The 17,701-nt window shown below is 44.8% G+C and carries 18 protein-coding genes; 4 read left to right on the top strand and 14 right to left on the bottom strand.

The window, feature by feature from the left end; all coding sequences use genetic code 11:
• Window positions 1-2: 2 nt before the first annotated feature.
• Genes folE through RTR76_RS18115 form a run of 3 tightly spaced genes read right to left on the bottom strand, consistent with a single transcriptional unit; the run spans window position 3 to window position 2,990 of the window.
• Complete coding sequence (gene folE / locus RTR76_RS18125) at window positions 3-563, bottom strand: GTP cyclohydrolase I FolE (RefSeq protein ID WP_312523487.1); 561 nt, start codon at window positions 561-563, stop codon at window positions 3-5.
• A gap of 41 nt (window positions 564-604) precedes the next feature.
• Window positions 605-1,396 carry an inositol monophosphatase family protein gene (locus RTR76_RS18120; protein WP_312523486.1) on the bottom strand — a complete coding sequence of 264 codons (792 nt, stop codon included), beginning with the start codon at window positions 1,394-1,396 and terminating at the stop codon, window positions 605-607.
• Window positions 1,397-1,433: 37 nt separating this feature from the next.
• Window positions 1,434-2,990, bottom strand: a complete 1,557-nt coding sequence (locus tag RTR76_RS18115) for an ABC-F family ATP-binding cassette domain-containing protein (protein ID WP_312523484.1) — start codon at window positions 2,988-2,990, stop codon at window positions 1,434-1,436.
• 200 nt (window positions 2,991-3,190) lie between these two features.
• Between RTR76_RS18115 and RTR76_RS18110 the strand changes: the two genes are divergently transcribed.
• Window positions 3,191-4,429, top strand: coding sequence for a hypothetical protein (locus RTR76_RS18110; protein ID WP_312523482.1), 1,239 nt, complete (start codon window positions 3,191-3,193; stop codon window positions 4,427-4,429).
• Window positions 4,430-4,471: 42 nt separating this feature from the next.
• Here the strand turns inward: RTR76_RS18110 and RTR76_RS18105 are convergent, their stop codons facing one another.
• Window positions 4,472-4,714: a hypothetical protein gene (locus tag RTR76_RS18105; protein WP_312523480.1), complete on the bottom strand. Its 243-nt coding sequence runs from the start codon at window positions 4,712-4,714 to the stop codon at window positions 4,472-4,474.
• Window positions 4,715-4,732: 18 nt separating this feature from the next.
• Window positions 4,733-5,311 (bottom strand): peptide deformylase, encoded by a 579-nt coding sequence (locus RTR76_RS18100; protein ID WP_312523478.1) that lies wholly within the window; start codon window positions 5,309-5,311, stop codon window positions 4,733-4,735.
• Window positions 5,312-5,424: 113 nt separating this feature from the next.
• Here RTR76_RS18100 and RTR76_RS18095 point away from each other — a divergent pair, with 113 nt between their 5' ends.
• The gene (locus RTR76_RS18095) at window positions 5,425-5,598 is read left to right on the top strand and encodes a hypothetical protein (RefSeq protein ID WP_312523476.1); all 174 of its coding nucleotides are present in this window, start codon (window positions 5,425-5,427) and stop codon (window positions 5,596-5,598) included.
• A 628-nt stretch (window positions 5,599-6,226) separates the two neighbouring features.
• Here the strand turns inward: RTR76_RS18095 and RTR76_RS18090 are convergent.
• The 4 genes from RTR76_RS18090 to guaD form a co-directional block, all read right to left on the bottom strand.
• The gene (locus tag RTR76_RS18090) at window positions 6,227-6,541 is read right to left on the bottom strand and encodes a pyrimidine/purine nucleoside phosphorylase (protein WP_312523474.1); all 315 of its coding nucleotides are present in this window, start codon (window positions 6,539-6,541) and stop codon (window positions 6,227-6,229) included.
• An 84-nt stretch (window positions 6,542-6,625) separates the two neighbouring features.
• A complete protein-coding gene (locus RTR76_RS18085; protein WP_312523472.1) occupies window positions 6,626-7,042 on the bottom strand; it encodes a heme-binding protein in 417 nt (138 codons plus the stop codon).
• Complete coding sequence (fliB, locus tag RTR76_RS18080; RefSeq protein ID WP_312523471.1) at window positions 7,039-8,043, bottom strand: flagellin lysine-N-methylase; 1,005 nt, start codon at window positions 8,041-8,043, stop codon at window positions 7,039-7,041. Before fliB ends, RTR76_RS18085 begins: the two co-directional genes overlap by 4 nt.
• Before the next feature lie 63 nt (window positions 8,044-8,106).
• Window positions 8,107-9,375 carry a guanine deaminase gene (guaD, locus tag RTR76_RS18075; RefSeq protein WP_312523469.1) on the bottom strand — a complete coding sequence of 423 codons (1,269 nt, stop codon included), beginning with the start codon at window positions 9,373-9,375 and terminating at the stop codon, window positions 8,107-8,109.
• Between the two features lie 383 nt (window positions 9,376-9,758).
• Between guaD and RTR76_RS18070 the strand changes: the two genes are divergently transcribed.
• Window positions 9,759-10,133: a hypothetical protein gene (locus RTR76_RS18070; RefSeq protein WP_312523468.1), complete on the top strand. Its 375-nt coding sequence runs from the start codon at window positions 9,759-9,761 to the stop codon at window positions 10,131-10,133.
• 3 nt (window positions 10,134-10,136) lie between these two features.
• On the opposite strand, the gene RTR76_RS18065 is transcribed toward RTR76_RS18070, so the two are convergent.
• Complete coding sequence (locus tag RTR76_RS18065) at window positions 10,137-10,709, bottom strand: 3D domain-containing protein (protein ID WP_312523466.1); 573 nt, start codon at window positions 10,707-10,709, stop codon at window positions 10,137-10,139.
• Between the two features lie 165 nt (window positions 10,710-10,874).
• Between RTR76_RS18065 and RTR76_RS18060 the strand changes: the two genes are divergently transcribed.
• On the top strand, window positions 10,875-11,408 hold the full coding sequence (locus tag RTR76_RS18060; RefSeq protein WP_312523464.1) for a ferritin-like domain-containing protein: 534 nt from the start codon (window positions 10,875-10,877) through the stop codon (window positions 11,406-11,408).
• Window positions 11,409-11,709: 301 nt separating this feature from the next.
• Here RTR76_RS18060 and RTR76_RS18055 read toward each other — a convergent pair whose 3' ends face one another.
• From RTR76_RS18055 to RTR76_RS18040, 4 genes are all read right to left on the bottom strand, one after another.
• Window positions 11,710-13,149, bottom strand: a complete 1,440-nt coding sequence (locus tag RTR76_RS18055) for a DASS family sodium-coupled anion symporter (RefSeq protein ID WP_312523462.1) — start codon at window positions 13,147-13,149, stop codon at window positions 11,710-11,712.
• Between the two features lie 76 nt (window positions 13,150-13,225).
• Window positions 13,226-14,380: a PrpF domain-containing protein gene (locus tag RTR76_RS18050; protein ID WP_312523460.1), complete on the bottom strand. Its 1,155-nt coding sequence runs from the start codon at window positions 14,378-14,380 to the stop codon at window positions 13,226-13,228.
• A gap of 12 nt (window positions 14,381-14,392) precedes the next feature.
• Window positions 14,393-16,324 carry an aconitate hydratase gene (locus RTR76_RS18045; protein WP_312523458.1) on the bottom strand — a complete coding sequence of 644 codons (1,932 nt, stop codon included), beginning with the start codon at window positions 16,322-16,324 and terminating at the stop codon, window positions 14,393-14,395.
• Window positions 16,325-16,519: 195 nt separating this feature from the next.
• A complete protein-coding gene (locus tag RTR76_RS18040; protein WP_312523455.1) occupies window positions 16,520-17,455 on the bottom strand; it encodes an AEC family transporter in 936 nt (311 codons plus the stop codon).
• Window positions 17,456-17,701: the final 246 nt, after the last annotated feature.

The following is a 17,701-nucleotide window of genomic DNA, read 5'->3' as shown; positions in this document are numbered from 1 at the left end:
CGTCACCTCTTGATGATTGCCAATACTTCTGCCCGGGCAGCCAGGTCGTCAGAATACGTGCCCCGCACAGCCAAAGTCGTGGTTATCGATCCAGGCTTCTTAACACCTCGCATAGACATGCATAAATGTTCCGCTTCAATCACTACCATAACACCGGCAGGCTTTAGCTTCTTTTCAATTACATCAGCAATTTGAGCCGTCAAGCGTTCCTGTATTTGCGGCCTTCTAGCGAAAATTTCCACAGTACTCGCTAGTTTCCCCAAGCCCGTAATCATGCCTTCTTGCGGAATATAGGCAACATGCGCCTTACCAAAGAACGGCAGGAGGTGGTGTTCACACATGGAGTGAAAGAAAATATCTTTTACCAGAATCAACCCATCATATTCTTTAGAATAAAAACACTCCAATTCTTTTTCCGCATCTTTATCCAAGCCGCTAAAGAGTTCAGCATACATGTGGCCGACGCGCTTCGGAGTATCCTCCAGCCCTTCGCGGGCAGCATCTTCACCAATCGCTTCCAGCAGCAATGCGATTGCCTGCCGGGCTTTTTGTTCATCCACCATTATTATCCCTCACTTCGCCTTTGCAGCCAAAACTGTAATGTTTATCGCTCTAATTGTCTGATTTGTGCTTCAAGCTCACGGCAAATTTTTGTATTGGCAGCAATAATGGATACTCCCCGGTCTTCCCGAAAGTTCAACACTCTTCCGCCCGCTTCTTCAACAAGCAAAACACCGGCAGCTGCATCCCACGGAGCCAGATTCATCTCCCAATAGCCATCAAAATATCCGGCTGCAACACAGGCCAGGTCATAGGCTGCAGCCCCTAGCCGCCGAACGGCCCGGGCCTGACGCACAATATGACTGAAATACGTTATATTATTGGCGGGATGAGTAGCAATATCATAGGGAAAGCCAGTTGCCAGCACACAGTCTATTAATTCACTTTTCGCCGAAACAGTGATCTTTTTACCATTCAGATAAGCCCCCTGGCCTCTAATTGCCGTATACAGTTGATCCACGATCGGCGCGTATACCATTGCCAGCACAGTCTCCTGCCGCCATTGAAGCGCAATCGAAATTGCAAATATAGGCAAGCCTTGCGCATAGTTAGTAGTGCCGTCAAGAGGGTCAATAATCCATTTATAATCGGAAAGCCGAGAAGTCAATCCCGACTCTTCAGCCAAAATGCTGTGTTCCGGATAGTGCTCCTGCAAGAAGGCAATGATGGTTTGCTCCGATTGCCGGTCAATTTCCGTTACTAAATCAATCCCAGTTGACTTAGTGGCAATGGTTAAATTCTGCCGTCCCAAATTTGCCTTTTGCATGGCCCCAACTGCCGTAACAACTTGTTTGAGCCGCGCCAGTACCTGATTCAGATCAAGCTCACTATGCACGATAACCGCCTCCAGAGCGCGTGTTTTTGACACGCTTTTATACGATTTTAGTTGTCCAGTCTTCCACATTCCATATGGAAGTCACCCAATCCTCGTAAAAATCAGGTTCATGAGACACCAATAATACAGTACCTTTAAACTCACGCAAGGCTCTTTTTAATTCTTCTTTTGCCTCTACATCCAAATGATTAGTCGGCTCATCCAGTACGAGCCAGTTAAAATCCTGCTGCATCAGTTTGCAAAGCCGGACTTTCGCATTCTCGCCACCGCTGAGAACCATCATTTGGCTCGTAATATGTTCATTTGTTAAGCCGCAACGGGCCAAGGCCGCACGAACTTCGTAGTTGGACATACCTGGATATTCATTCCACAGTTCTTCCAGAGCCGTATTACTGTTATTACGGCTTGATTCCTGCTCAAAATAACCGGGGAATAAATAGTCCCCTAATATCACTTTTCCGGACAAAGGCGAGATTTTTCCCAACAAGGTCTTAAGCAATGTTGATTTTCCTAATCCGTTAACACCCCGGATGGCAACCTTTTGCCCCCGTTCCAATGTCACATTGACCGGGCGGGTGAGCGCCTCGTCATAACCCAATACCAGATCAATTCCTTCCACAATAAACCGGCTAGGAGTCCGGGCTTCACGGAACTGGAATGTTGGCTTTGGTTTTTCCCGGGGCTTTTCCAGTATCTCCATCTTCTCCAGGCGTTTTTGCCGGCTGTTAGCCATGCCACGTGTGGCAACACGCGCCTTATTGCGGGCGATAAAGTCCTCTAAGCGGTCAACTTCCTGCTGCTGCCGTTCATAAGCCCTCAGTTCTTGACTTTTCCGGGTAGCATACATTTGCTGAAATTGTTCATAATCGCCGGTATAACGGGTAAGAACAGTATTTTCTACATGGTAAATGACATTAATGACGGCATTTAAAAACCCTATGTCATGAGATACTAAAATAAAACTGTTTTCGTAGTTGATTAAATACCGTTTAAGCCATTCAATATGCTCAAAATCAAGATAATTCGTCGGCTCATCCAGGATAAGGATGGTAGGGTTCTGGAGCAGCAATTTTGTAAGCAGCACTTTGGTTCTCTGTCCGCCGCTTAAATCGGTAACATCCTTCTCCAGGCCAATTTCTCCCAGCCCCAGCCCGTTAGCCACTTCGTCAATCTTAGCGTCAAGAGTATAAAATCCACTGGTTTCCAGCATATCCTGAATTTCGCCGACATCGGCAAGCATGCCTTCCATGGCATCAGGATCGGCATCACCCATTTTATCGTAGATACTGAGCATTTCCGCTTCTAAGTCAAACATGCGCTGAAATGCTTCCCGTAATACATCACGGATACTCTTTCCTTTAGTTAAAATTGCATGCTGGTCCAAATAGCCTACCGTCACCCGGCTGGACCACTCTACTTTGCCTTCATCCGGCGCTAGTTGTCCGGTAATAATATTTAAAAAGGTCGATTTACCTTCACCATTAGCCCCAATCAGCCCTACATGCTCACCTTTGAGCAAACGAAAAGAGGCGTTCTCTAAAATCTGGCGGGCACCAAAACCATGTGTAACATTTTCAACTGTTAATACACTCATATATCCTACTCCTGCTTCTCTTTTGTTTAACACTTTTAATCAGTCTAAACCCTTTTTAATTCTAGCCCAGACAGGCCCTTACTGTCAAAAAGAACTTACCTATTTCCAGCCTTACCAATATTATTGGTAAAAAATCCCTGAATTTACATTGCTTATCCTGCCGACACTATAATAATCAATTGTGAGAAAGGGGAATTACGATGAGACAAAGCATCCGCCGTAAAGCTCTAAAAAAGAAATATAAACGCATAGTTGCTGCTATGGCAGGCGCCGCAGTGATGTCGAGCGCTATGCTGCCTATGGTTTCTGCTGCTGCTGTTCAAAATGCACTTAGTCCTGTCGCCGGCGAAACTACTACTGCCACCGAGCAGGCTCAGCAATTGCCAAAGGAAACGCCAGCAAAAGATACAACTGCCACACAAACACCGGTTAAAGACAAAACACCTAAAAAAGACGAAAATAAAAATGAAGCAAAAAAACCCGTCCCCTCTAACTCTCCTGTCAGAGCAGCCAGAGAGCAGGCCGCTGCCCGTGGGTATGATACCCGCGGCGCGGATTTTTCGCTGCAGTCCAGCACTAAAACTGAAGCTACGGTCCGAATGCGTACAGATAACGGTAAAGAATACCGTATCAAGTTAAAAGCGGATTCTTCAGGGGACTGGAAGATTCAGCAAATTACACAGATTAGTGACGGAGGCGACCGGGACCATCATTCAACAAGCAATCCTGTGTCAATTGTTAAAGCTAATGCTGCTCGCTACGGCTTTGATTCTAATCGCGACTCCTTTACCCTTCTTTCCAAAACTGCTAACAAAGCTATCGTCCAGGTTCATCACCTGGGAGGCCAGACCTTTAAAGTCGATTTGGAGCGCAGCGGTTCAAGCTGGGTAATCACAACGATTCGCGGCATTGGCAATATGAACTATCCTGCCACATATATTCCAGCCAGCATGTTTACTCAAAGAACGGTTATCGCAGCGCCTGTTGTTGATCCTGCAAATCAAAAAATTCTTTTCCAATCAAAAGACTTTAAAGGCTGGGAATGGAATGAGAGAGCATATCCGACTAATATGCATTTTGGAATCTTCACCCGTGATCCCCGCCTGGGCGATTCTGTCACATTACCAGAACCGTTACTCCGCTCCTTATCGAACATAAACTATAACCGCCAAATGGTACTTTACGCCAATCTGGGTACTGTCGCTTACAATGGGTATGGCATTGGAATTGAGAAGGTAAGCCAGTCTGGAAATTCTTTGTTCATTACCGTAAGAACCAAAAGTCCCACGTTAACGGGTACCAGTCTCACTGCCAGCAAAGTTTACGATTATGTTCCCATCAACAGAAGTGCCGTTGACTTCACCAAACCTGTTCACGTCAGCTTTATCACTCCTGAAGGCACTGCGCTCAGCTGGTATACTTTCATGCCGCAAAGTTAAAGAACGCTTTAAGCCCCCCTCAGTTATTCGAGGGGGGCTTACTTACTGAATATGACTATACACAACTTGCGCCGTGTCCCAGTTCATTACCTGAGGACGCAGGCGCTCCAAATCTTCCTGCCTCCAACCGCTGTCTCTTTTAAGCAGCAGCTGAATTGCTTCCTGTTCCGTTTCGGCAACAACGACTGCCGCCGCTCGACTGTACATAGCTTCGTGCAGAACTGGTTCATTCATCATACTCCAGCTATGAAATGTACGGTCATGAACCCAAATAAAAAGTTTCACTGCAACTCCTCCGAACTCTTATTCCAAAGGCATATTAATATCTCTGACCCGTTCAGGTGCCTCAGCCAATAATTTGTCAATAATTAAAATACCATTCAAATGATCGTTTTCATGCTGTACAATGAAAGCTTCCAGATCCTCAAGGTGCAGAGTTTGACGTATCCAGTCCTCATCATGATATTCAATCGTAACCCCTGCGCTTCTATTCACATAACCAAAGGTCTGGGGAATACTAAGACACCCTTCTAAGCTTGGCACTTCTTCTCCTGTAAAAACCAGCGAAGGATTCATCATAATCACAGCTTCATCATCAATCATCGCTACAAAACCGCGTTTGGCAACCGCCACTTGGGGCAGGGAAATCCCCCCCTTAGGCAAAACGCTATCTTCCAAATATTCAGCCATTTCCTGCAACAGTTGTACCGTCTCTTCATCATCCGCAAGAATCGGGACTGCTTGCTGGCGCAGCACCGGATGCGGCACTACTACAATCATCTCTTCGATACTGGACTGAGATAAGCTGACGGCAGTATAAAACAGTCCAGAAGCAGCTACACCAAGCAACACAAATATATATCGCCGTACTATTTTTTTCATCCATTCGTACTCCGTTCCAGACATTAGATATGCTTTGCTCATTATAGCATATATCAGTACATACAGATGCAAGTTTTTCACCGTCTGTCACAAACTAGCGTAGGAGGTGTAAAATGAGTAAAAAAAGCAAAATCGAATCCTATGCAAGCGAGTATGCCATGAACGCAGGAGATAATGCTCTTTCACGGGAGCAAGTCAACAAATCAATCGTATCACCGGAGACAGCCAATGAAAACACTTACACCAAAGCCTTGGAAGAGGGCTTGGATGAAATGCTTCAGCCCTAAGAAAAACTGCTACACTGTCCTATGTGACTGAACTTAATCTTCTCCTAGAAAAAGCCCGGGACGTACTTTTGTCATCGCAACAAAAGTACCAAAAATGCTAGGCCAAGTCTTCCAAAAGACTTGGAAAAAAGCCACCTTACTAAAATCCGTGAAACTCGCTACGCTCAAACAGAACTGATTTCTTAACGTAAGCTGACTTTTTTTCATCCTCCGGACCGTCTTTTTCCAGAAAGGCCAAAAAGAACGAGGAACGAATGTGGAACGGGGACGTTTCCAATAACACAATATTCTGCAGCCAAGGTTCTACCCCCGTTCTTCCGATCCTTGCTTTCGTAGCTTACGACCCTTATAAAAATTGCCGTCCCGCAGGGTGGAAGCAGGCCTCTCTTGCGTAAAGAAATTCCGACTGTTTGAGCGCAGCGAGTTTCGGAATTTTAGCAAGAGAGGCCTGCTTCCAAGGCCATTTTTGTACAGGTCTTGACTTTTTGGTACTTTTAGTACAGACCCATGAGTTCTTCATTCTCTTCGCTTCCACGCCTCTTGAAACTAATATTTTCTGATAATAAAAAATACAGAGCTTGGGCCAAGTCTTATGTAAGACAAAGGCCTAAGCTCTGTGTTTTCTTCTCTAGGCTTCGTAGCTGCAGCAATAATCCGCTACTTTCCGCACCTTTAGGGCAAAGCGGGATTTGGCAGGAACCGCAAAGGACTGTCCTCCTTGAATGGTTTGCCATGCAGTTTCTCCCGGCAGCAGTACATCCAGAACACCGTCCAGAATCTCCATGACTTCCGCGGCATCAGTACCAAACTCATAATCACCCGGCAGCATGATTCCCAGCGTCTTTTTGCTGCCATCAGCAAAAACTACTGTGCGACTGGTAACCTTACCATCAAAATACACATTTGCCTTTTTAACGACCGCCACATTTTCAAAGATATCCATTGCTTCAGCTCCTTCTTTTTGCGCTGCTTCTAGATTCTCTGCTTTGTAGTCAGTTCCTTCAAGCAAATCACTTAACCTGTACTTTTATTTATTTTCAAAACAAATTAACCCTGCAGCGGCATTGGCCAGCTTTTGATCCTCTTCTGAAGGTCGCCCGCTTATCCCGACAGAGCCGATCACCCTTCCGTCGGGTGTATATACAGGTGCACCACCCGGAAGTGCTGCCAATTTGGGATCACAAAAATATTGAATATCCAGGTTCTCTTTCTGCAGCCTAGCTAAAAAAGCATCTGTAGCAGTCTGCATCCGGGCTGCTGTATAGGCTTTGTGCTGAGCAAAATGGACACTTTTCGTAGGCACACCATCCATTTTAACCAGAGAAAGCAAAAAACCTTCTCCATCGCAAATGGCAACAGCTACTGGCTGACCTCCATCCTTGCCGGTACTATCAGTAACCCAATCGGTAATTTGACGGCATTGTTTCATTGTCAGAACAGTCATTGCTTCCCCTCCTGCGTGTGTATCATATTTAATAATTCCTTACGGTTGTGACTGTACTGGAGTTCTAAGTGAACGATGGCCGCCTCTGTACAAGTCATTACAGCAGCTGTCCCAGGTGCTGCTTGACTGCGCGATATAGTATAACGCCAAGCTAACTGCAGCAAACGAACCATGTTCTCCAGCCCGTATAAGAATCCAATCTTCTTAAAAACCAGGTTAACCAAAAAATGCTCCAGCAAGATATCGGGAGTAGCTTTATCCTGCTCATTTAGCTGTTCAGCTTGCTGCTGTATTGCTTTTTCATCTAGGAATTGATAATTCCGGCAAAAAAGCTGCTGCAGCTGCCGGTCAAACTCAGCGAATTTAGCTAAATCAAGAACTTCTTCAACCACAGTTTGTAAAAAAGCCAACCGCTCTTCAATCGTAAGGCTGCGGCTTTGCAGAATATCAATAAAATGCTGCTCCAGTTCAAAATAATAACGGAGTGGACTGTATCGGGGCTGTTGAGAAGGAAATACCTGAGCGGTATAAGCATCAAGTCCCGCTGACACCGGTGGCTTGTCCGACCGGGTAATCATTAGTGGCTCAAATCTGTGAGCTGCTAACTTCAATACAGCAGGGCAGCTGAAGCTAAGCGTCAGTTCAATGCCCCGTGCCGTATTTATCGGATATCGTGGATAGATTTGGCATACGCTGTCCAGGTGCTGGTGACCAGCTTCCCGGTGAAGCCGACAGCAATTCGTACTGTCTAAAAACCAGCAGCCTCCCCCTAAAGCCTGCTTGGCAATATATGCATACTCTTCTGGTCTGCCGCCGGACAGTTGAGTAAAAGCCTGCGCAAACTCGTCGGCTCTGCCAGTACTCTTAAACAACTGTTCATTACGGTAATAACTATCTTTACTCACGGTTACCAGCCATTCATTGCGACAGCAGGTTCCGCACATTTCACAGGAAAAACGGTTGTACAGTTCCGGATCAAGATAAATATACGTATGTACCACCCAATTTAATTCAAATTTTTATGCACTCATTCATTATACCGTTTTTACCGTTGATGAGCAGTACTATTGAGATATTTTAATTTTCTTTCCGTTACAATACCTGCTGATAATGTTTTCACTGCTGCCGGTGTAAACAAACTGCTGCAATTTCTCAAGGGAAGTAAAGGCTGCGCCTGGAGCTATGCAGGGATCAACAACAAGGGCATCGCAGGCAAATCCTGGTTCAAAGCTGCCTACTTTACCAAAAAATTGTCCGCCGCCTTTGGTTGCCATATAAAAAGCTTCAGCAAGTGTTAGCGGCTTACCGCACGCCGGATCATTACTCACCTTAGATACTTGAATTGCCTTTACGAGCGCTTGGACCATAGACAAGCTGTGACCTGCGCCAATATCCGTCCCTAGTCCTACCTGAACATCAGCATCAAGCAGCTTGCGGACCGGCATAATTCCACTTGCCAGATTTAAATTGGAATCGGGGCAATGAACAGCTATAACACCATTCTCGCGGATGCCTGACACACACTTGTCGGTAACATGAACACAATGAGCCATCAAGGTAGGAGTCTGACCAAATAACTGATAGTGCTCATAAACCCGGTGATACTCCCGCTGTTCTGGAAACAACCGGGCCACCCATGCAATTTCATTCTCGTTTTCCGAAAGATGGGACTGAACAGGCAGCTTGTATTTTTCAGCTAATTTTCCAAGTCCTGCTAATAATTTTTTACTGCTGGTTGGCGCAAAGCGGGGAGTAATAATAGGCCTTACCAGCGGGTTATCACCCCAGGTACGGATAAGCTCTTCCGTATCCTTTAGCGATTGATCCGTATCTTCTTGCAGAGATTCAGGACAATTACAATCCATGTTAACCTTGCCGACATAGGCACCAATTCCCTTGCGGGTAAGAATCTCAATTAACATTCGGCAGCTCTCTTTGTGAATGGTAGCAAATATGACTACTCTGGTAGTACCCTGCCGTATCACTTCCTCGGCAAAAGCTTCATAAACACTTATGGCGTATGATGGGTCATGAAAGCGGCTTTCTTCTTTAAAGGTATATTCATTCAACCAATCCAACAGTTGTAGATCCAGTCCCAGCCCCCGCTGATTAAATTGCGAGGCATGAGTATGTAAATCCACAAAACCCGGAATAATCAACTTATTTTCGTAATCGCTTACCTCATAGTTCTTATACTCGTCCGGTAAAGTTTGGCTGATCTGTGTCACAATACCGTTGCAGCTAATAAGATAGCTATTGTCATATACGACAAACTGATCGGGTTTAGGAGTAAACACAATATTACCCTTTAAGATGAATATTGACTGGTTCACCGCAAATTCCCCCCTGCCGTTTTATACAGTCACTGCCAAAAAGGCGTTTATATTATAGTATTGTCAATTCCTAATCTGCAGTACAAAATGAAGATTCCAGCAAACTACGCATTATATGTTTTATTAGTTCAGCTAATCAATGCTACTTCTGTAAATTCATTCATTTTCCTTTTAAAAAACAAAAAAAGTTGTAAGCAGGCTAGCCTTTTTACAACTTTATCATCTATACTCGAATTTTTCCGCTAGCTGCAGACGAAAGGCCCCTCAATCTAGCGTAAGGCATCTTGACATACTAATAAATAAGTAAAGAAGCACAGCTCTCAGAAGGATATGTTACTGAATGGGAGAAGTAATACTAGTCATTTCATTTACTGGAGATGCTTATGGGAATCGATAATAAGGATACGCTTGAACAGAACAAGGTAGTAAGCAACATGTTGGAAGAAGTGTCCGATCCAGATCACATTGTAGATCTTATTCTTAAGGACATCGGGTCGTTACTGACCACTAACTATCAGCCGCACCTGGAAAACACAAATTATTTTAACATACACCGGTTGGAGTTTTTGCTAGGCGGCCAGTTCCGAATTGCTAAAATGGCCCGTGAAGAGGGCTATATCATTGAAGACTGTGAAATGTGCACTTCTTTTGACCGGGACTTATCCTACTGCCAGCATTATCATATCATGCTGACTTACGAAAAGGAGCGGCATTATTATTATGCAGCTTTGTGCCCAGCATTGCTGGCCGATTGTTGATGCTTATGCTTGAAACTTCGGAGCTGCCGCTTCCTGGGGATTATCTTTTAATACATATACTTTCACTCTTTTTATACCGAACTTCTCCGCTTCCTTCACGGACCACTTAGCCACATCGATTCGATTGCCTTTAATTGCCCCGCCCGTATCTTCTGCAACGGCGTATTCCTTGGTGCCGTCAGGATATTTAATCATTACATTTGATCCAAGAGGAATAACATTGGGATCTACTGCAATAATGCCTGGGCGAACCTGTGTACCCAGGAACGTCTTATTGCCCCACTGATCATTATCATGGGGTCCGGGAGCATAGGCTGTCGCTTTAATATCAAGTACTTGCTTCGCATTTGCCTCTGGCGAAGAATTCGCTGCAGCAATCGGCGATAGCTGTGGTGTTGAATCCAGATGAGCCACATGAGGCGTAGCAGAATCACCGGTTGGATTAGGATCTGCCGCTGCCTGGATATGTCCGGCTAGACCGGGTATAACAGCAGTTGCCAGTACAGCTGCACTTGCTAATGCTGCGGCTAGTTTTTTGTAGCGTCGCTTGGTGTGGCGGTAAAGTTTGCTTTTCATATTGCACCCCTCCTTTGCATTAGTATCCTCGAAAGTTAGCATTTGTATTGCACAAAATTACAGAATCATGATTCTGTGGGAATGTAGACGAATTTATTACCTGGGGCTAACATAGTATTAGTCTCAGGTACTATTTTTTATGCCTAAAAGGAGGAGTGGCCTGTTATGAAAGACGAGAGTAGCGACCATTCTCATTCCAAACAGTTATATGCGTTATCCGAGCCTTATCCTGAAGTGCAGGTTAGCGGAGAAAACCTCCACTACGCCGCCCTGCTGCTGCAGGACTACGCTGGCATGGCCGGTGAATTAACGGCTATTAATCAGTATATTTACCACTATATTTCACTGCAGCACACCTATCCTGCGATTGCCGACGCTGCCCGGCACATAGCCATAATTGAAATGCACCATTTTGAAATGCTGGGAAAAACAATTGAATTATTAGGCAAAGCACCGGTTGTACATTTCCCTGACTACGGCGGCATGCGCTTTTGGAGTTCAAAATTTGTTTACTATGGTGGAAATATCTATGATAAGCTAACCTGCAATATCCAGCATGAAGCCGACGCAATTCGCAGCTACCGCAATCGTCTGCGCCAAATCGCCGATCCCTGCATTCGTGCAGTTCTGGAGAGAATCATCCTTGATGAAGAACTCCATTTCCACGTGTTTTCCAAGCTTAGAGATGAACTGCGGTAAATACCATGGATTTTACCAAATGGAATCTGCCAAGAGTGATCATCGCCTGTATAATCGCTACTGTTTTGCTGATATACAAATAAGCTATTTCTGACCAAAGTAGCAATAGCAGCAATACTTTAACTAATGATTATACAACGTTACTAAGCAGCCGCGTTCACTTTTGCGCGGCTACTTTTTATTAAATAACGGAGAAATACTTTTATTGATCTTGTCTTTGCCTGTAGGCCCCGATCGCCGGTCAGGCAAATAACAGGCCTGCCGGATATTACCGGCAGGCCTGTTATCACTGGTTAAACTATTACCAAAGTCCTAATATCTTCCACCAGGTAAGTCCAACCACAAAATAAATTGTCAAGCCTACTAAAGTAACAATATGGCCTATTTTCCACCAGGTTCCCTGTGGTACATAGCCCGCACCATACAGAACAGTTCCTACGGCATTCCCGTAATGTGTCATTAAGCTGGCAATCTGCGCCGAAGCAGCACACAGCAGCAACAGAGGAATGGGCGGAAGCTTAGCGGCTGCGCCCAGGACGAAGATTACCGGGATAAAGGTGACCACAAACGCAATGGTTGAAGCAAACAAGTAACGGGGAAGAACAGTAATAATAACGAGTGCTGCAAGTACAAGGATGGGATCTATGCCTGTAAAGTTTAGATTTTGTTCAAACAATTTACCAAGCCACACAAAAAATTTCGTTTTATTTAACCCATTTGCCAAAGAAATAATGCCTGCGTACCAAACAAAAGTACTCCACGCCGGTTTGCATTCTAACACCTTGTTCCAGGAAATAACCCCTGTCAGTATGCACATAGCAAGCAGAGCAAGCGCAACTGCAGTCGAGTCAATTTTAGTTATGGAGCCTGTTGCCCAACCGATAATAGCCATTACAAACAAGCCTGCCAAAATCTTTTCACGACGGCTCATAGGTCCAATTTTTTCGTAGCCTTCTTTGGCAATCTTTTTATTGTCTACATGTTTAATGTCAGGCGGATATAATCGATACACCATATATGGTACGATCAGTAAGCATAATCCGCCAGGAACTATCATGGCAGTAGCCCAGCCCATCCAGGAAATATCCGCATGCATAATGTCATTGGTCAGCTTAATCATCATGGGCATAATTGCGCCTGCGGTAATAAACATAGTCCCGGTTATTAAGCTATTCTGATACATGAGAGTCATTAGGAACGCACCAATCCCGCGCGGATTTTGATCTGGCTTTGAACCTAACGTAACCGACAGGCTTTGAAAAATTGGGAATACCAAGCCGCCTGTTCTCGCAGTATTCGAAGGAATTGCAGGAGACAAAATCAGATCGGTTACCGTAGAAATATAACCTAGCCGCAGCGTAGAATGTCCCAGCTTGTCAATCAAGAAGTAGGCAATGCGGCTTCCCAGCCCGGTTTCCACAAAACATTGTCCGATAATAAAAGCGGTCAGTACCAGCCACGGTGTGGTTTCGCCAAAAGCTTCCAATGCAATTTTTGTCTGACCAAAAAATACTGATACTGCCCCCATGGCTGTAATCAATACAACGGCTTCAGGTACTGGTCTTAAAATAATGCCAAACACTGCTCCCAAATAAACTGCAAGTATCTTCCAGGCTAACGGATTCAAACCACTAGGGACAGGACACAACAAAACAAAACAAGGTATCAATAAACAAACAAGCCCCTTAACCATTTTGACTTTAGAGTCTGAATTCGCTTTTACTTGTACTTCTGTGTTCATCTTCTTCCTCCAATTAAATTATAAGATTCAATTTATTAGAGTAACAGTGTTTTTTCTAATTAGTATCTGCAACCAACTATTTTTTCAATAGCTTACCAGGTACGTAAACCAATCCTTCCATGATCGGCTTTGCCGTCCGGCAAACCCCGGCCTGCTGCAAATCCCACTCACCATTAAGAAGTTTCTTTAAGTTGACGAATACCTCCAATATGCCGGAAGGATGACCGATACGGATTTCCCCGGATTCTTTCGCTTGCGGACTCACTACTTCATTAACCACAGTACCATCAATGCAGGCTGCCGCTGCCAGGCATATCCCGCCGGTAACCGCGTAGGTCTTGTGCATGACCGCCAACGCTTTGGTTCTGGCCAATAAATCAGTTTCTTCGGCCTTAACCGTTTCGCCGTTAGTAGTAAGATAGTCTGCCGGAGCCGCCACGAAAGCGACTTTAGGCACTGCCGAGCTTGCTGTTTCTTTACTCTTGGCAAGTCCCATCATAACTGCTGCGGTTGTCCGGATGTCTTCCATCATCTCAAGGATCGTAGGATTTGTTTCCGTATCGACAGGAATTTCCTTTCCTGTTAAACCAATATCCTCCGCTTTGATAAATACCGCGGGGTTTGCGGCATCGACCAAACTTACCCTCACCTTTTTGCCGCTTCTCAAGGTAATCTCGTCAACAACATTGCCTGTAGGTAACAGCTTACCGGTTTTAGAACCGGCTGAGTTCAGAAAGTTCAGTGATATTTTGGCGCCAGTACCCGGTACGCCGGCTATGGCATAATCCCCATCAACGACCACTTCCCCATCCTTTACCGGAACTGAGGCCTCTATTACTTTGTTGGTATTGGTGTTATAAATCCTTACCCGCGTGATAGGCTCTTGGGCCGGTACTAAACCCTTGGCGATGGCAAAAGGACCTACTGCCGAAGACATATTGCCGCAATTGCCTTCATAATCCACCACAGCATCTTTAATTCCTACATACCCGAACGTATAATCGACGTCCACACCGTCCCTGGTAGAAGGCGCAATCAGCGCTACTTTGCTTGTCAACGGGTCTGCCCCGCCTATACCGCTAATCTGCCTTGCATCAGGACTGCCATAGATACTCAGAATCACCTGATCCCGCAGTACGGGATCTTCCGGCAAATCGCTCATCATGAGGTAGGCACCTTTGCTGGTGCCGCCCCGCATGAGGACTGCCGGGACTTTTACATACTCTCCCACTCACGCTTCCTCCTATTTCGTATTTTTAGCAACATAATTTAGCAAGCCGCCGCTTAACACGATTTCCTTCTGCCGGGGTGTCAAGCTGCATCTTGTCTTAAATTCATATCCTTTGCTAACATTCTTCATCACGATAATCTCTTGCTCAACGGCCTGATGCACATGATCAATCGCCAATTCATCGCCGTCCTCAATGCGCTCATAATCCGCCTCATCTGCAAAGGTAAGCTGCAGAATACCAAAGTTGACCAGATTGGCGCCGTGAATGCGCTCTACGCTTTTCGCTAGCAGCACCCGTACTCCCAGATACATCGGACACAGTGCCGCGTGCTCGCGGGAAGACCCCTGCCCATAACTAAGTCCTGCCACAATGATGCTGGCTTTGCCTTGTTCCCTGTTTGCCTGGCATTTGGCGGCAAATTCGGGGTTCATATGATAAAATACGTAATTTGCATATTTAGGAACATTGGAACGGTACTTCAAGAACGGACCGGCAGGCATAATGTGGTCGGTAGTGATTTTATCCCCCACTTTGATCCCAACCTTGGCGCTCAAGTTTTCCGGCATTGCCGTATTTTTAGGAGGTTCACCGATATTAGGACCACGGTAAACTTCAACCGCCTGATCCTTAGAAGGTTCCACAATGAGAGTATCATCAATTTCATATAACTCCGGCAAAACGATGTCCGGATAGGTTAGTCCCAAATCGCGGGGATCGGTTACTACTCCGGTTAGCGCAGCCGCTACGGCAGTTTCAGGACTTACCAGATAAACCTGACCGTCTTTTGTCCCGCTTCTGCCTTCAAAGTTGCGGTTATTGGTACGTAAGGATACGCCTTTTGTTTGTGGTGCCTGCCCACAGCCTACGCAAAAACCGCAGGTGGTTTCGAGAATACGCGCACCGGCGGCTACTAACTCGTGCAAGGCCCCATTTTTAGCGATCATTGCCAGCACTTGTTTGCTGCCTGGTGCCACACCAAAGCTTACATGAGGATGTACCTTTTTTCCTTTTACCATGGCAGCTACCATCATGATGTCCCGATAGGAGGAATTGGTACAGCTGCCGACCAATACCTGATCCACCTTCAGACCTGCTACCTCATTAACCGTTTTCACATTATCCGGAGAATGGGGACAGGCGATATGGGGAACCAATGAATCCAGATCAATTTCAATTACCCTGTCATATACGGCATCTTCATCAGGGCCTAAGGGCTGCCAGTCTTTCTCCCTTCCCTGCGCTTTGAAAAAGACTTTTGTCATTTCATCGCTGGGGAACAAAGAGGTGGTAACGCCGAGCTCTGCGCCCATATTCGTTATGGTAGAACGTTCGGGGACGGTAAGGGCTGCCGCTCCCGGCCCGCCATATTCAATGACGGTACCCACGTTGCCTTTTGTCGTCAGAATTTGGAGCATCTTCAGGATTACATCCTTGGCTGAACACCACTGCTGCAGTTTGCCTGTAAGATTTACACAAATCACCTTGGGGTAGGTAAGGTAAAAAGGGCCACCGGCCATAGCCACCGCTACGTCCATCCCGCCTACTCCCATAGCGATCATGCCGACCGCACCGGAAGTGGGAGTATGACTGTCGGAACCGATTAAGGTAAGACCTGGACGGGCAAAACGTTCCAAGTGAACTTGATGGCAAATGCCGTTGCCGGCCTTAGAATACTTAATACCATGCTTATCCGCCACAGTCTGTAAATAACGGTGATCATCTGCATTTTCAAAACCGTCTTGTAAGGTATTATGGTCGACATAGGATACAGATTCCGTTTTGACTACAGGTACGCCCATTGCCTCAAACTGCAGATAAGCCATCGTACCCAGTGCATCCTGCGTAAGTGTCTGGTCAATGCGTATGCCGATCTCATTTCCTGCCTTAGGCATTCCTGTCACCAAATGCGAGCTGATTATTTTTTCGAATAAAGTTTTTGCCATTTTATCCTCCTCATTTCAAGTGAAATGCCTAAATTTAATAATTTTTAAATTCTGAATTTAGTGTAATATATTTCTTGAAATAAATAAAATATTTAATTCTTATTAAGATCGATAATTTTTTCTTATTTCCGAGGACTTTTTATGCAAAAAAAAGAAAGCTCCAAACTTTGGAGTCTTTCCTGTTTTATTTGTTCTTTAGATGATTGCTTTGTAGACCGGAATAGCAAGTACCGCAAAAATCGTAGTGATACTTACCAGGATTGCAGCATATTCCGTATCGGCTTCATAGACCTTAGCAAGTACCGTAGTATGGGTCATAGCAGGCAACGCTGCTTGAATGACAAAGACTTTCTTCATTAACTCAGGAATAGGAATAAAAGAAGCCACTAAGAGCACTGCAAGTGGTGAGATAATAAAACGGCCTACCAATAATAATATTATATCTTTGCTTATTTTTATTTTCTTGAAATTGACACCGTACATGGCAATACCGATAAAAAGCATCGATAAGGGGGTAGTCATGGCTCCTAAGTATTTACAGGTGTTCATGATGAATGCAGGCAGCTGAATTTCGCAAAAAATGAACAGTACTGCTAACGCAAAACCGATAAATGGAGGTGAACATACTCGTTTTAGTGTTTCCATGCTTATCAGTTTAGCCGGCGCCACCTTTCCTGCCAAACTGATGGAATAGTTGCCTAAGGTCCAAAAGAGAAAAGCATTTGAGAGAAAATAAACAAGTACATAGGGCAAGCTTTCTCCTCCGAATAGTGCTAAATTCACCGGTACGCCCACAAACACGGAGCTCGAACAAAAGAATGCAGAGCGGAAAATACCTTTTCTGTCATTAGGTAAGCCCAACAGGTGTGATACTATATAACTAATTGCAAAACTTGTCAGCATAGCCATAATGGGAACAACAATACCGGAAATAAGCTGCATGAAATTCGCTTTGTCAAAAGTGCTTAATAGGTTCCAAATCATATACGTTGGCAGAGCAATATAATTAACCAGCTTAGGAATTAATTTAGAAGGTTCTAGTTCAAACCATCCTTTCGCATTCAACAAATACCCTAAGGTAACCATAATAATGATACTCAACAAACCTTCAACCGCATGCAAAAAGACCATATATTCCTCCACCGTTTAGTAAGCAATACTTTAAAACGTTTTATTTGATGGTGCTTACTACTTGTGTATCATTATAGCAAAAGTTAGTCTATAAAAATAATAGGCAAAAACTCTTGTTAATATAGGAAAAAATTATATAACAGATTGGATTGTCTGGCTGTCAAACAGCACAAATATTTATCTTGCAAATTATCTTCAGTCCGTAAATTTAATAATATACTGAAAAAGTGGTATAAAATTAGCTTT

Source organism: Anaerospora sp., assembly GCF_032013335.1.
In the GTDB taxonomy this organism is placed as follows: Bacteria; Bacillota; Negativicutes; order Sporomusales; family DSM-15969; genus Anaerospora.
Note: the sequence above shows the minus strand (reverse complement) of the source record. Positions and strands in the feature narration are given on the sequence as shown.